We start from the raw sequence: 15,235 nt of genomic DNA, 5'->3' as shown, positions 1-15,235 counted from the left end.
AGGGGATCTCGGCGGCGTACGCTAAGGGCGCCATGCCGTACGAACCCCCCACCCACACCGTCGAGCGCTCCCTCCGCGCAACGACCGGAGCGAAGGTCATTGCCGGTGTCGACGAGGTGGGCCGCGGAGCCTGGGCCGGCCCCGTCACCGTCTGCGCGGCGGTCACCGGACTGCGTCGCCCGCCCGCAGGTCTCACCGACTCCAAACTGCTCACCCTCAAACGGCGCACCGAGCTGGCCGAGGTGCTGCGGACCTGGGTGACGTCCTACGCCCTGGGACACGCCTCCCCGGAGGAGATCGACGACCTGGGGATGACAGCCGCGCTGCGGCTCGCGGCCGGGCGGGCGCTGGAGGCGCTGCCCGTCCGGCCCGACGCGGTGATCCTCGACGGCAAGCACGACTACCTCGGCGCCCCGTGGCAGGTCCGCACGGTCATCAAGGGCGACCGTTCGTGCGTGGCGGTCGCGGCGGCCTCGGTGATCGCCAAGGTCCAGCGCGACAAAATGATGGCCGAACTGGGTGTCGAGCATGCACACTTCGGTTTTGCGGACAACGCCGGGTATCCGTCGCCCGTGCACAAGGCCGCACTGGAGGAGCGGGGCCCCACCCCGTACCACCGGTTGTCGTGGGCGTATCTTGATGCGCTGCCCCAGTGGCGGCACCTCAAGAAGGCCCGCAGCTGGGCGGACGGAAGCGTTCCGGAGATCGAGGGTCAGCTCGGCTTCGACTTCTGACGATTCCGCTCGCACTGATGTGCCACCCACTGGCGCGAGCCGCACCAACGTTTGATAAAAATCAGCCCATGCCTCTCATTCCCGAGGAGCCTCAGATTCACGAGAGTGCCCAGGGTCCCCGCGCCACTCCGGCCAGCGGCCGCACAGCGCCGACCCCTCGACCCGTACCCGGCCCCCGTCCCGCGGCTCCGTCGCGTCCCGGTCGTCCCGGCCCCCTCCGGCCCGCGCCGCCGGTGCAGCGCACCCCGCGTGACGCCGCCCCCAAGCCCGGGGCCTCGGCCCCGGCCACTCCCGCGCCCGCTTCGGCGACTCCCCAGCTCCAGCTGATCCCGGCCTCGGCCCAGGGGGCGCTGGACGCCGCCGAGGAGGCCGTGGACCTGCTCCTGGACTCGGGGCGCGCCCCAGGTGACGTACTGGTGATCACCACCGGTGATCAGCACCCCTGGGCCGTCCATGAACTGTCCTTCGGTGAGGCGTCCTACTGGGCGCAGCACGACGCCGGGGACGACGTCTTCTACACCGATGGCGCCGCCGCGGGCCGCGCGGGCGTGCGGCCCGTCGTCGTGGTCGCCGTCAACGGTGGCGGCGATTCCGCTGCCGCGGCTCTGACGACGGCTCGTTCCCGGGCCGGCTCGCTGCTGATCGTCTGCGGAGACCCGCAGCAGATCAACGCGGCGCTCGGCGCCGGAGTCTGAGCCGAACCGGTGGACCAGGAGGCGCCGGGGCCGGGCAGGCCTCGCTGCCGCGGCACCTCCATGGTGTGCTTTCGCGTGCGCGGACGACGTGAGTCTCGGCGCGCGCTTCGGCATGTCCGGGAACCGGCCGCCGGATGACCGCGGCCCCGCGGTAGCCCCGGTGCACGGCACAGGCTTCGCTGGCCGGACGCAGCGCCCCACCGGGCTCGGGGTCCGCCGAGCGCTTGCAGAGCACCTGGGCGGCACGGGATGCGGGGACGCCTGGCGGTCCAGCGGCCGCCGGATGCTCTTCAAAGCCGGGACTGGGCAGTGACCTGCGCGAGGCCCACCGAGGCGAGCCCGGAGCATGTCCGGGCCGTCCTACCCCCTGATGCGCTCAGCGGGCGGCCGCGCGCCGCAGAACCTCCGACATGACCCCACCGGTACGCGGCAGGGGAGGCGGTGCCTCGGACAGACCGAAGGGCTCCGGAGCGGATTCCGTGTTGGGGCGGCGGCCTCCGCGCCCCTCGCCGAGCACCTGCCAGCCGTCCCGGGTCAGCGTGATGTACGCCCCGCAGCGCAGCCCGTGCAGCGTGCAGGCGTCACGCAGGCCCCACATCCACGCGCCGTCCTCTTCCGTCCAGCGCGCGTCGCCCTCGCGGCAGTAGAGCAGCACCGCGGTCCGCACCGGCGTACGCCGCCGCAGGTCGTGCGGAATGACCCGGCGAAGCTGGGCGAGCAGCGCGTTACGGAACATCCAGCCGTCGGCAGGTGCCTGACGTCGTGTGAACGACGCGCTGGCGCAGACCCGTTCGTCGGGATCGAGCACGGCCACGATCGCGGTGGCCGGCCCGGGCCGGTGCCGCGAGTGCAGCCCGCTGACCACTTCACGCGGGTTGCGCAGCAAAGGGATGCCGGCCGCGGACCACTCCGCGGGCTCGAGCAGACGATGGGCGGAGGCGGCGGACGTGGACGACGACAACGATGCTGCCGAGGACGGAGCGAATCCGAGGGTCACGATCCTCCCTTCGGCTACGGCCCACACTGCGGGCGGGTCGGATGGGGGGGGAGCGCACGCCGCAGCAGAGCCCAACCGGACTACGGGCCAGCCGTGCGGGGAGCGGACTTCAATTCTTCCTGTCGAACTTGGATGCGGCAACGAGCAATTGGGGCCACAGACCGTTATAGGGCAGTGTGTGTCTTATATCCCTACCCAGTGATTCATGGGAGGACGCGTGCGACGGCAGTGGACGCCCCTTCCGCACTCGGTGCGTGATCAGCCTTGTACAGCCAGCACCAGAGGCAGCACCGCCTGGGCGCCCGAGCGCCGCAACAGGCGTGCCGCGACCGCCAGGGTCCACCCCGTCTCGGTGAAGTCGTCCACGAGCAGGACCGGTCCCGGGGCCTGAGCCAGCGCCGAGGCGAGGGCGGGCGGTACCTCCAGCAGACCGTGGAGGGCCTTGAGGCGCTGGGCGCTGTTGCTGCGTGAGACCGGCGCCGCGTCGGCCGCGTACTCCACCGCTCCCAGCAGGGGCAGCCGCCCCACCTCGGCGATCCGCGCTCCCAGCGACTGGATCAGCCGAGGCCGAGTCCGGGAGGCGACGGTGACCACGCCGACCGGGCGCGCGACGGCGTCGGAGGCGCCCGAGGCCCAACCGCCGGGCCCTTTCGCCCAGTCGGCCAGCACGCCCACCACCGCCTTGGCCACGTCGTCCGGTACCGGGCCGTCAGGTGCGTGCGGGGCGAACAGCGGACGGAGTCGATTGCCCCAGCCGATGTCCGAGAGGCGCCCCAGCGCGCGTCCCGGCTGCGCCTGTTCTGCGGCCGGAATGCGCCCCTTGAGATCCATGCCGATCGAGGGGAGGCCGGTGGGCCACATCCGCCGCGGTTCGACCTCGACCCCCGCCCGGCCGAGATCCACGCGCGCGGCGTCCAGCGCGGCCGTCGAGGTCTCCGCGGCGTAGCGAGCCCCCGCGCAGTTGTCGCACCGTCCGCACGGCTTGGCGCCCTCGTCGTCGAGTTGACGCTGCAGGAACTCCATCCGGCAGTCGGTCGTCGCCGCGTACCCGCGCATCGCCTCCTGCTCCGCCTTGCGCTGGCGCGCGACCCACGCGTAACGCTCGGTTTCGTACGTCCATGGCCGGCCGGTCGCGGTCCAGCCGCCCTTGACCCGCTTCACCGCGCCGTCCACGTCCAGCACCTTGAGCATGGTCTCCAGCCGGGAGCGGCGCAGTTCCACCAGCGGCTCCAGCGCGGGCAGCGACAGGGGCCGCTCCGCGCGCGAGAGGACGTCGAGCGTGCGGCGCACCAGTTCCTCGGAGGGGAAGGCCAGCGACGCGAAGTACTCCCAGATCGCCTCGTCCTCCTTGCCCGGCAGCAGGAGCACCTCGGCGTGCTCGACGCCGCGGCCGGCGCGGCCCACCTGCTGGTAGTAGGCGATGGGGGAGGAGGGGGAACCGAGGTGCACGACGAAGCCCAGGTCGGGTTTGTCGAAGCCCATGCCGAGCGCGGACGTGGCGACCAGGGCCTTGACCTTGTTGGCCAGCAGATCCTCCTCGGCCTGCTGCCGGTCGGCGTTCTCCGTCCGGCCCGTGTACGAGGCGACGACGTGCCCGCGCTGCCGCAGGAACGCGGTGACCTCCTCGGCGGCGGCCACGGTGAGCGTGTAGATGATTCCGGAGCCCGGCAGTGCGTCGAGATGGTCGGCGAGCCAGGCCATCCGGTGCGCCGCGTCGGGGAGTCGCAGCACGCTCAGGCTGAGGCTCTCCCGGTCGAGCGGGCCGCGCAGCACCAGGGCGTCCGACGAGCCGCCCGTTCCCAGCTGTTCGGCGACGTCGGCGGTCACGCGCGCATTCGCCGTCGCGGTCGTCGCGAGCACCGGGACCCCGGGCGGGAGATCGGTGAGCATCGTCCGCAGCCGCCGGTAGTCCGGCCGGAAGTCGTGCCCCCAGTCGGAGATGCAGTGCGCCTCGTCCACCACGAGCAGGCCGGTCGCGGCCGCCAGTTCGGGCAGCACCTGGTCCCGGAAGTCCGGGTTGTTGAGCCGCTCCGGACTGACCAGCAGCACGTCTACCTCGCCCGAGGCGATCTCGGCCCGGACGGTCTCCCACTCCTCGGTGTTCGAGGAGTTGATGGTGCGTGCGTGGATGCCGGCCCTGGCCGCCGCCTCGACCTGGTTGCGCATCAGGGCGAGCAACGGCGAGACGATCACGGTGGGGCCGGAGCCACGGGCACGCAGCAGGGAGGTCGCCACGAAGTAGACCGCGGACTTCCCCCACCCCGTCCGCTGCACGACCAGGGCCCGCCGTCGGTCGGCGACCAGCGCCTTGATGGCCCGCCACTGGTCCTCGCGCAGTCTGGCCGCGCCCGGGGCGCCGCCGACGAGGCGGGCGAGGACGGCGTCGGCGTCGGCCCGGAGGTCCGCGTTGCTCGTGTGCTCCATGCCTTCCATACAACAGGACGGCTCTGACAGACCGGGCCCGAGCGACACTCGGGACATCCCATTGATGTGTCCCTGATTGGACTTATCCACAGGTCGAAGCGGAGGATCGCGATCCGCGAGATCGTCGGCTCATGACGAACCACAGCGAAACGACCGGCTCCTTCGAAAACGGTGACATTTCCCGACGTGACGAGGTCGAGGGGGCCGTCCCTCACGACGGTGGGCCCGCTCACGGCGAGGCGTCCGGTCACGGTGATAGCGGCGTAGGCCCTGGTCACGGTGACGAGTGGCCGTACGACGACGAGCCCCCGTACGACGCGCCCCTGGCGTACATCAGTCACACCCCCTATGACGCGAGCACCCCCTACGACGCGAGCCCCCCGTACACCGGTGATTCCGCCGCCCACCACGTCACCCTGCGCACCCCGGGCGAACTCGCCGACGCCCTGCCCTACCTGCTCGGCTACCGCCCGGAGGACAGCATCGTGCTGGTCGCCCTCAGCGACCGGGCCGGCCGGGGCCGGTTCGGCGGCCGGGCCAGGCTCGGCATCCCCGCCCAGCCCGCCGACTGGCCCGCCGTGGCCCGGCAGCTCGCGGAGGGACTGGTGAAGGGAGGCGAACGCCGAGGCGCCCGCCCGGCCCAGATGGTCGCCTACCTCTGCCAGGACCCGGCGAGGGGTGAGACGGGCCGCGAGGTCATGGCCCGGCTGAAGCCCTTGGCGCAGGCCCTGCGGGTCGCCTGTGGCAAGCTCGACGCCCCGGTCATCGAGGCGCTCTGCATCTCCGACGGACGTTTCTGGTCCTACTGCTGCCCCCGCGTGGGCTGCTGCCCGGTGGAGGGGACCTCCATGGGCCTGCCCGGCACCTCCGTGCTGGCCGCGGCCGCCACCTACGCCGGGATCCAGGTCCGGGGCACCCTGCGCGAGCTCCGCGCCCGGCTGCAGCCTCTGGAGACGGGCGTCGCGCTGGAGCAGGAGGTCGCCCTGGACACCGCGAACATCGCGCTGGTCACGAGGATGCTCGACGACACGAGCCGTGCGGTGGTCGCCCAGGAGACGATCGAACGGGCCGGACGGCTCATCAGGCGCTTCGCCGAAGCACCCGTCGTGCTGGGCGACGCCGAAGCGGATCGCAGGGACGACGCACTGCTCGGCTGCGACGAGGCCGCCGCCCTGATTCTCGGCCTCCAGGACCGGGTGACCCGCGACCGGGCGGCGGAATGGATGGAAGGGGACGAAGCGCCGCCCGCCCTGCGGCTGTGGCGTGCACTGGCCCGCCGCTGCGTCGGTCCCTTCGGCGAACACGCCGCGGCACCGCTCACCCTCGCCGGCTGGGTCGCCTGGTCCGGCGGCGACGAACTCGAGGCCCGCGAGGCCCTCGCCATGGCCCTGGGCGCGGACCCCGACTACCTTTTCGCCCGTCTGCTGCACCAGGCCTGCAACGAGGGGCTCGACCCGGAATCGGTACGCCGTTGCCTGCGCTCGGAGCGCGAACGGCGTCGGACCGGCGCACCCCAGGCAGGCGAGGCGGACGCCCCGGCCGCCGCCGGGGACGCCAAGCGCGCCGACCGGACCGCACGGACGCGGCGCGGGAAAGGCGCTAACGCCGGGCGACCGTGCAAGCCCGGGACGCGTCCCGCCCCGGCCGACAGGGGCGGCTCCCGCCCGCCCGTCGGAAAGCCTTCCGCTCGGCGCCGACCCTGCCCCGAAGGCGTGCGGGCGGAAGGCGACGACAGCAAGGGGGAGGGCTGAACCGGAGCGGACGCGTCGACGGCGACGGCCGTGTCCCGCCTCGCGCCCGCAGGACGGGCCGCCCGACCCACCGCCGATCGGTGGGGTCCGCCCGCCAAGGCCGTGACCTGGGAGAGTCCCGCCCCGTTCACCTGAGTGGCGGTAGACCCGCACCGCGAGGCACCGCCACCGCGCACCCGCATCGCCGAAGTCCGTCACCGGCCACGCCCTGTCCGAGGCGCACAGAGAGCAGAAGAAGCCACCTCATGAACCAGCCGACTCCGCCCTCCACCGCCCGACCCGCCTCGCCTGCTCGAAGGGCGGAGGACACCCCGGGCGCCTTCACCGGCCAGGGCAGCCACACCCCGGGGAGAACCGTCGGCAGTTCGGCGGTTCCTCCCCTCGGAGAGCTGCCGCCCGCCCACACCGCGATCATCTGCGTCGCCCTGCCGGGCCTCGCCGTCTCCACCGAACAGGGACAGCTGACCGGGCGCGGACTGGAAGGCTTCTACCGAGCCGGCCGGCGTGTTCTGTCGCGCTGCCAGGTGCGCGTGGCCGGCCGTGAACCGCTCGGAGTGCAGGCCCGGATGACCGCCGCCGACCGGGCGCACTTCACGGCCACGGTGCGCGTCACGCCGCACGGCGGTCCCGATCCGGACGTCGTCGTCGACCGGAGCCGCTGCGCGGACGGCACGGAACTGATCACACTGCGTAACGTCTGCGCCCGGCCCCTGCGCCTGCCGGTCGAAGTGGCGCTGGGCACGGACCTCGCCGACATCGGGGCGATCGCGGCCGGCGCCGTGGGCCCGGAACTCCCCGCCCACGTCCGGGACTCCGGCTTGTGCTGGTCGTCCCCGGCAGGCACCTCGCGCGTCACCGCCGACCCTCAGCCGGCCGACGCGATCGCCGCCGCGGGACTGCTGCGTTGGGACTTCGATCTGCCCCCGGGTGGCAGCGTCCGCGTGGAACTGAAGGTCCGCCCGGACGGCGCGGGCCCGGTCCGGGCCGTCGGGCGCGGGGCCACGAGTCCCCTGGCGCCCGCCCGTGCGACGGGGGACGACCCACGCCTGGCGGTGCTCATGGCCACGAGCGTCGAGGATCTCCAGGCCCTGCTCGTCCGCGACCCCGCCGATCCCGGGGACATCCATCTCGCGGCGGGGGCGCCGTGGCGCTGCGGTCTGGCACCGGCCGAGGCGCTCGCCGCAGCCCGTATGACCCTGCCGCTCGGGACCCGGCTCGCCGTGGGCACCTTGCGCACCCTCGCCCGCACCCAGGTCGCACAGCAGGGACCGCGCCACGGCATGATTCCCGGCCCGCGCCGGGACGCGGGCGCCCATCTGCCGCCGAGCTGCACCGGCACCGAGGCCACCCTGCTCTTTCCGGTGCTCCTCGCAGAGGCCCGCCGCTGGGGGATGTCGGACCAGGACACGGAGGAGCTGCTGCCGAGTGCCGAGCGCTGCCTTGCCTGGCTGCGGACCGCCGTGGGGGAGGGGACGTATCTGCGCGACCCCCAGCCCGGCGGGCCCGTCCGCTGCGAGACCCAGGCGCACGCCCATCGGGCGGCCCTGCTCGGCGCCGACCTCCTCGACAGCTGCGGCAGGACGAGCGCCGACGCGGTCTGGCTACGGGAGTGGGCACGGAGACTGCGGGCGGTCTTCCGACGGGACTTCTGGCTCGACGACCGAGCCGGTGGCAGACCCCCGGCCGCGCTCACCCCGGACGGGCGCCCGGTGCCCCAGCTCGGTGCCGCGGCGGTCCACCTCCTCGACACCGGCCTGCTCGGAGGCGGTGCCATGGCTCCGGGACTGCTCGACAAGGTGCAGACCGAGAGCCTGGCCCGGCTGCTCGGCGGCCCTGCACTGGACTCGGGCTGGGGCCTGCGGAGCCTGAGCGCCAAAGAGGCGGGCCACAACCCGTTCGGCCACCGCGGTGGCGCCGTCCGGGTCCACGAGACGGCGATCGCCGTCGCCGGTCTGGCCGCCGCCGGCTTCGAGAAGGAGGCGGGCGGGCTACTGGGCGGGGTCCTGACGGCGGCCGAGGCCTTCGGGTACCGCCTCCCGGAGATGTACGCCGGGGAGCAGCGCACCGAAGGGAGCCTCCCGGTGCCCCACCCGGCCGCCTGCCGTCCGGCCGCCACCTCGGCCGCCGCCGGGATCCTGTTGCTGACCACCGCGGTCGGCATCCGGCCCGACGCGCCCGCCGGTACGGTCACCCTGCGCCCCCAGCGCAGCGCACCCCTGGGCGAGATCGGTCTGACCGGACTGCGGGTGGCGGGCGAGCCCTTCTCCGTACGGGTGAGCCGACTCGGTCTCGCCCTGGTCGAGGAGGCGGCCGAAGGACTCCAATTGGGTGTGTGACCTCGGACGACGAGGGACGGGACAGCGCCCGGCGGTGGTCTCGGGCCGCGATGCCGAACGGAAGTGGATCAGCCATCGATGCGTCCGGCGAAGGGTGTGTTTATCGTCAGGAAGACGACTATGATCGCCGCATGCCCTACGACCCGTCAGCCTTTCCGCCCTTTGCCGTCACAGTGGATCTGGTCGTACTGACCGTGCGCCGTCATGCCCTGTGCGCACTGGCGGTGCGCCGCGGCGAGTCGCCGTTCCAGGGCAGATGGGCCCTCCCCGGCGGCTTCGTACGGGCCGACGAGGACCTCACCCAGGCGGCCGCGCGGGAGCTGGAGGAGGAGACCGGACTGCTCGCCCACGACCCCGACGCCCCGGCCCAGGACAACGGCGCCCACCTGGAACAGCTCGCCACCTACGGCGACCCCGAGCGCGACCCCCGAATGCGCGTCGTCAGCGTCGCCCACCTCGCGCTCGCCCCCGACCTGCCCGCCCCCCGGGCCGGCGGCGACGCGAGCAACGCGCGCTGGGCGCCGGTGGAGGAACTGCTCCAGCAGGGTGGTTACGGACGTGACGGCGAACCCGTCGCGCCCCTCGCCTTCGATCATGCCCGGATCCTCGCGGACGGGGTGGAGCGGGCCCGGTCCAAGATCGAGTACTCCTCCCTGGCGACCGCGTTCTGTCCCACCGAGTTCACGGTCGGCGAGCTGCGCCGGGTCTACGAGGCGGTCTGGGGCGTGGCCCTCGACCCGCGCAACTTCCACCGCAAGGTCACCGGCACCCCCGGCTTCCTGGTCCCCACCGGCGGTACCACCACGCGCCAGGGCGGCCGCCCCGCCCAGCTCTTCCGCGCCGGGGGTGCGACGCTGCTCAACCCGCCGATGCTGCGTCCCGAGGTGTGACACCGGAACCCCGCAACTGCCCCCGCTCCCAAGGGAGTCGGCGGCAAAGCCGAGGGGAGGCGGGGCGGACGGGTCCACGCGGCCCGCCCCGTCGGCCATGCTGTGTCCGGAAAAACCTTATTTGGCGCGCTATCTTCCTGAAGGTGATCCAGGCCTTCGGATTGACCAGTGACTCCCGCAAGGAGCTTCCAGCCGCCGTCGACGACGTCTCCTTCGAGGCAGGTGCGGGCCGCGTCACCGTGCTGCTCGGGGCGCCGGGCGCGGGAAAAAGCACGGCGCTCAGACTCATGCTCGAACTCCAACAGGGCCGTGGTCTCACCTATTTCAGAGGCCGCCCCCTGCATCGCATCGCCCATCCCTGCCGCGAGGTAGGAGTGCTGCTCGGCGATGTGCCCGGGCACCCGGCCCGTACCGTGCGCGGTCATCTGCGGATGCTCTGCGCGGCTGCCGGGGTTCCGGTCCGCCGCGCCGACGAAGTGCTGGAGGTGGTCGGTCTGATCAGTCTGCGGGACGAGCGCCTCGGCACCCTGTCCCGGGGCATGGACCGGCGGCTGGGGCTTGCCTGCGCCCTCCTCGGGGACCCCCACACCCTCGTGCTCGACGAACCGGCCGAGGGGCTCTCCGGCCGCGAAGACCGTTGGCTGCACGGCATGGTGCGTGCGCACGCGGCCCACGGCGGCACTGTGCTGATGACCACGGCCGACCCCAAGGAGGCCGTCCGTACGGCCGACCGGGTCGTCACCCTCGAACAGGGCAGGCTTGTCGCCGACCAGGACGTCGCCGACTTCGCTCGCACCCGGCTGCGCCCCCGGGTGGCGGTGCGCAGCCCGCACGCCGCCCGTCTGGCCGCCCTCCTGACCAAGGAGGCGCGCACCGCGCACCGCTCCGTCGAAGTCGTGCAGGAGGACGGCAACCGGCTCTGCGTGTACGGCAGCACCTGCGCCGAGGTCGGCGAGGCCGCTTTCCGGCACGGCATCCTCGTCCACCAACTCGCCGACGAGACGGGGGACATGGGACCGGGCGCCGTGCCTGAGCCGCGCCCGTCCGGCGCGGGGGCCTCTGTCGTCGTACGGGGGAAGAGCGCCGCAGGCGAGCGTCGTGCCGTACGGCAGGAGGGCGGCGCGGCGGCGGAGGGCGGCGGAGAGACGGAGGGCGCAGACCCGGCCCCAGGCTCAGCCTCGGCGTCGGTGCCGGCCCGGGTCGCGGCGTTGGCCCCTGCCTCGGTTCCGGGCGACGCAACGGCTCCCGAACTCGTCGCCAGGCCCGAACTCCTGCCGCTTCCGCTGGCGGTCGCCGAGCAACTGACCTTCCCCGAGCCGGCCTCCGACCCCGGGGGAGACGGACCCCGGTCGCCGAAGCGGTCCGGTCTCACCCTGCGAGGCAGGCGCCGAGCCCGATCCCGGGCGTCACGCTTCGCCACGCTGCCGGGAGACCTCGACTCCGCGTCGGCCCTGCCGCCCCCGATCTCGGTCCGCTCCGCCCCCAGCCCGCTGCGCCCCCTCCGCTACGAACTCCGCCGTGCCGCAGGAATCGGCACCGGATTCCTGACGGGCGCCGCCGTGCTCCTCTCGTCCGTCGCCATCGCCGTACTCCTGGCTCGTGCGGGACACACGTCGCAGGCGCGGCTGCTCGCGGCGTGGCCCGCGGAGCTGCCGCTGCCGCCGGCGGCGCTCGGTGCGGGGCTGCTCGGTGCGCTCGCCTTCGGGGACGAGTTCCGCCACCCCGCCCTGGCCGCAGACCGCGGCACCGTGCCCCGCAGGCTCGGACTGCTCGGAGCCAAGCTCCTCGTCGCCGGGCTCACCGCGCTGATGCTCGCCTTCCTCACCGTGGGCTGCGACGCCGAAATGCTCTATCTCCTCTACGGCCGGGAGCTCGCGAGGGTTCCCGCGGAGTGGGTTTGGCTGAGTGGGAGTTGGCTGGCCCTCGTGGTCGGCTGCGCCTGGGCCGGCGTCCTCGCGGCCGGTGTCTTCCGGTCGACCACGGCCGGACTCGCCGCCGTGCTGGCCGTACCGGTCGCCGTGGTACCCGTCGCACAGCGGGTCGCCGAGCACGCGTCCGTGCGAACTGCGGCAGGCTTCTCGTTGCGACTGCGCGAGGTGCTGCTCGTCCAGTGGCCCTTCGGGGGAGAGCGCTATCTGTTCGCGGCACTGCGCGTGATCGCCCAACCCGTGGGTGGGGCAATGGCGTTGTCCCTCGCCGCACTCCTGGGCGCGTATGTGCTGGTGAACCTGCGGAGCAGGGTCCGATGACGGTAGTTGTGCACTCTTCCTGTCATGGCGTGTGCACAACTACCCGGAGAACGCCCGTTTCTTTCCGATAAGGCGTCAATTGCGACGGGGTGAGCGATCACCCTTTCGTGTGCTTTTCACCAAAGACCTCAAGGCAGTTGGAGGCGGAGCCGACAAAGGATGCGTGAGTACCCTTGCGCACACCATGATGACCACCGCCCGCTCCGCCGACTCCGGTCTGGCCGGCCCGGGCGAACTCGACCGCTACCCCTACGCCGACGCTCCGGTGGCCGACCGCGTGGGAACCCCTGTCTGGGAGGGCGCGGACCCCGAGCTGGGCCGCGTGGGCCGGCGCACCGCGGGCAGTCGCGGACGCGGGCTGCACGGCCAACTCGTCCAGCAGCTGGGCCAGATGATCGTCTCGGGTGATCTCGGCGCCGACCGTCCGCTGGTGCCCGAGGAGATCGGCCAGCGCTTCGAGGTGTCCCGCACCGTCGTCCGGGAGTCGCTGCGCGTGCTGGAGGCCAAGGGCCTGGTGAGCGCCCGGCCGAACGTCGGCACCCGCGTGCGTCCCGTCAGCGACTGGAATCTGCTCGATCCGGACATCATCGAGTGGCGGGCCTTCGGACCGCAGCGCGACGACCAGCGACGGGAGCTGAGCGAGCTGCGCTGGACGATCGAGCCGCTCGCCGCCCGTCTCGCCGCCGGGCACGGACGGGACGACGTCCAGCAGCGGCTGGGCGACATGGTCGAGATCATGGGACATGCCATGGGGCAGGGTGACGCACTTACCTACTCCCGGGCCGACACCGAGTTCCACACCTTGCTCATCCAGGTCGCAGGCAACCGCATGCTGGAGCACCTCTCGGGGATCGTCTCGGCCGCTCTGCAGGTGTCCGGAGGTCCGGTCACGGGCTGCGACCGGCCGACCGAGGCATCCCTGGCGCACCACGGCAGGATCGTCGACGCCCTGGCCGCGGCCGACGGCGGCGCGGCCGAGGCGGCCATGCGCCAGCTCCTCACCGTGCACCCCGAGGTGGAGCGCGTCGTGCCGGCGCCGCGCGAGCACTGACGGCCCGCCGCGGGAAGTGCGACCGGGGATGTCGTCCCCCTTCCGCCCTCCTCGGCCGGCTCCCCGCCCTCGGTGTCGGACCCCGCACAACCCCGTTCGGGGGCCGCGGGGTCCGATGGTGCGACCGGGAGCGGGGTGGATCGCGGCAACCTGGGTACGTACTACGGGTGACCACCTCTGCCCGTGTCTGGCCGTTTTTGAGCGCTTACGCGGTGTGACTCGGGCCACGAAGATTGGGCGTAACGCTTGTGGAAACAACGCGATGACCTAAGAGGTGACAGCCGAGGAGGGAATACGGACGCCGTTCAAGGCGCTGTGCATCTTCCCGGCCCCCGCCCGCACCGTCGGTCCACCCCCATGGCCGATGGTCGGCTCCTGTCCGCCGTGGACGGGGCCGGAAGCCGTTTTCCAACGTTCCGAGAGGTTGTTCGTGTCGGCCAGCACATCCCGTACGCTCCCGCCGGAGATCGCCGAGTCCGTCTCTGTCATGGCGCTCATTGAGCGGGGAAAGGCTGAGGGGCAGATCGCCGGCGACGATGTGCGTCGGGCCTTCGAAGCTGACCAGATTCCGGCCACTCAGTGGAAGAACGTACTGCGCAGCCTCAACCAGATCCTCGAGGAAGAGGGTGTGACGCTGATGGTCAGTGCCGCGGAGCCCAAGCGCACCCGAAAGAGCGTCGCAGCGAAGAGTCCGGCCAAGCGCACCGCCACCAAGACGGTCGCGGCGAAGACCGTGACCACGAGGAAGGCCACCGCCACCACCGCGGCTGCCCCGGCATCACCCGCCGTGGACGACCCCGCAGAGGAAGCCGCCCCCGCCAGGAAGGCGGCTGCTGCCAAGAAGGCCGTGCCCGCCAAGAAGGCGGCGGCCACCAAGAAGACCGTGGCCACCAAGAAGACGGCGGCCGCGAAGAAGACCACCGCCAAGAAGGACGACGCCGAGCTCCTCGAGGACGAGGTCCTCGAGGACGCCCCCAAGGGCGACGAGCCCGAGGGCGCCGAGAGCGCCGGCTTCGTGCTCTCCGACGAGGACGAGGACGACGCGCCCGCCCAGCAGGTCGCGGCCGCCGGTGCCACCGCAGACCCGGTCAAGGACTACCTCAAGCAGATCGGCAAGGTTCCCCTGCTCAACGCGGAGCAGGAGGTCGAGCTCGCCAAGCGCATCGAGGCCGGTCTGTTCGCCGAGGACAAGCTGGCCAACGCCGACAAGCTCGCCCCGAAACTCAAGCGCGAGCTGGAGATCATCGCCGAGGACGGCCGCCGCGCCAAGAACCACCTGCTGGAGGCCAACCTCCGCCTCGTGGTCTCCCTGGCCAAGCGTTACACCGGTCGCGGCATGCTCTTCCTGGACCTCATCCAGGAGGGCAACCTCGGTCTCATCCGCGCGGTAGAGAAGTTCGACTACACCAAGGGCTACAAGTTCTCCACGTACGCCACCTGGTGGATCCGTCAGGCGATCACCCGCGCCATGGCCGACCAGGCGCGCACCATCCGTATCCCGGTGCACATGGTCGAGGTCATCAACAAGCTCGCGCGCGTGCAGCGCCAGATGCTCCAGGACCTGGGCCGCGAGCCCACCCCGGAGGAGCTGGCCAAGGAACTCGACATGACCCCGGAGAAGGTCATCGAGGTCCAGAAGTACGGCCGCGAGCCGATCTCGCTGCACACCCCGCTCGGTGAGGACGGCGACAGCGAGTTCGGTGACCTCATCGAGGACTCCGAGGCCGTCGTCCCGGCCGACGCCGTCAGCTTCACGCTCCTCCAGGAGCAGCTGCACTCGGTCCTCGACACCCTGTCCGAGCGCGAGGCGGGCGTCGTCTCGATGCGCTTCGGTCTCACCGACGGTCAGCCGAAGACCCTCGACGAGATCGGCAAGGTGTACGGCGTGACGCGTGAGCGCATCCGCCAGATCGAGTCCAAGACCATGTCGAAGCTGCGCCACCCGTCGCGTTCCCAGGTCCTGCGCGACTACCTCGACTAGGCCGGATCGCTCGCGCGACCCCAGGTCGCGTCGGTCCGGCGCCGAAGGCCCGGCTCCCCTCGGGGAGCCGGGCCTTCGGTCCGCACGGGTGTCTTCGGCGTGGGCGCGCGGTCGCGGGTCGCCGTGC

The 15,235-nt window shown here is 72.5% G+C and carries 10 protein-coding genes; 8 read left to right on the top strand and 2 right to left on the bottom strand.

The window, feature by feature from the left end; genetic code table 11:
• Positions 1-32: 32 nt before the first annotated feature.
• Together AQJ58_RS09950 and AQJ58_RS09945 are read left to right on the top strand one after the other, a co-directional pair.
• A complete protein-coding gene (locus AQJ58_RS09950) occupies positions 33-734 on the top strand; it encodes a ribonuclease HII (RefSeq protein ID WP_067247482.1) in 702 nt (233 codons plus the stop codon).
• Between the two features lie 68 nt (positions 735-802).
• Positions 803-1,429, top strand: a complete 627-nt coding sequence (locus AQJ58_RS09945; protein ID WP_079078811.1) for a hypothetical protein — start codon at positions 803-805, stop codon at positions 1,427-1,429.
• Between the two features lie 376 nt (positions 1,430-1,805).
• Here AQJ58_RS09945 and AQJ58_RS09940 read toward each other — a convergent pair whose 3' ends face one another.
• The gene (locus AQJ58_RS09940; protein WP_067247477.1) at positions 1,806-2,426 is read right to left on the bottom strand and encodes a hypothetical protein; all 621 of its coding nucleotides are present in this window, start codon (positions 2,424-2,426) and stop codon (positions 1,806-1,808) included.
• A gap of 258 nt (positions 2,427-2,684) precedes the next feature.
• A complete protein-coding gene (locus tag AQJ58_RS09935) occupies positions 2,685-4,850 on the bottom strand; it encodes a RecQ family ATP-dependent DNA helicase (RefSeq protein WP_067247475.1) in 2,166 nt (721 codons plus the stop codon).
• A 131-nt stretch (positions 4,851-4,981) separates the two neighbouring features.
• On the opposite strand from AQJ58_RS09935, the gene AQJ58_RS09930 reads away from it, so the two are divergent.
• The 6 genes from AQJ58_RS09930 to AQJ58_RS09905 all read left to right on the top strand — a co-directional run bounded on the left by AQJ58_RS09930 (position 4,982) and on the right by AQJ58_RS09905 (position 15,108).
• Complete coding sequence (locus tag AQJ58_RS09930) at positions 4,982-6,601, top strand: DUF4192 domain-containing protein (protein WP_079078810.1); 1,620 nt, start codon at positions 4,982-4,984, stop codon at positions 6,599-6,601.
• 245 nt (positions 6,602-6,846) lie between these two features.
• Positions 6,847-8,937, top strand: coding sequence for a glycogen debranching N-terminal domain-containing protein (locus AQJ58_RS09925; protein WP_079078809.1), 2,091 nt, complete (start codon positions 6,847-6,849; stop codon positions 8,935-8,937).
• A gap of 131 nt (positions 8,938-9,068) precedes the next feature.
• The gene (locus AQJ58_RS09920) at positions 9,069-9,827 is read left to right on the top strand and encodes an NUDIX hydrolase (protein WP_067247472.1); all 759 of its coding nucleotides are present in this window, start codon (positions 9,069-9,071) and stop codon (positions 9,825-9,827) included.
• Between the two features lie 143 nt (positions 9,828-9,970).
• A complete protein-coding gene (locus AQJ58_RS09915; RefSeq protein WP_067247469.1) occupies positions 9,971-12,076 on the top strand; it encodes an ABC transporter ATP-binding protein in 2,106 nt (701 codons plus the stop codon).
• 163 nt (positions 12,077-12,239) lie between these two features.
• Positions 12,240-13,127, top strand: a complete 888-nt coding sequence (locus AQJ58_RS09910) for a FadR/GntR family transcriptional regulator (protein ID WP_079078808.1) — start codon at positions 12,240-12,242, stop codon at positions 13,125-13,127.
• Between the two features lie 430 nt (positions 13,128-13,557).
• Entirely contained in the window at positions 13,558-15,108 is a 1,551-nt protein-coding gene (locus AQJ58_RS09905; protein ID WP_067247822.1) for an RNA polymerase sigma factor, read from the top strand.
• The last annotated feature ends 127 nt before the right edge of the window (positions 15,109-15,235 follow it).

Origin of the sequence: Streptomyces sp. DSM 15324 (assembly GCF_001514285.1) — a bacterium.
Taxonomy (GTDB): domain Bacteria; phylum Actinomycetota; class Actinomycetes; order Streptomycetales; family Streptomycetaceae; genus Streptomyces.
The sequence above is the reverse complement of the archived record's forward strand: the minus strand, read 5'-3'. Positions and strand labels throughout refer to the sequence as shown.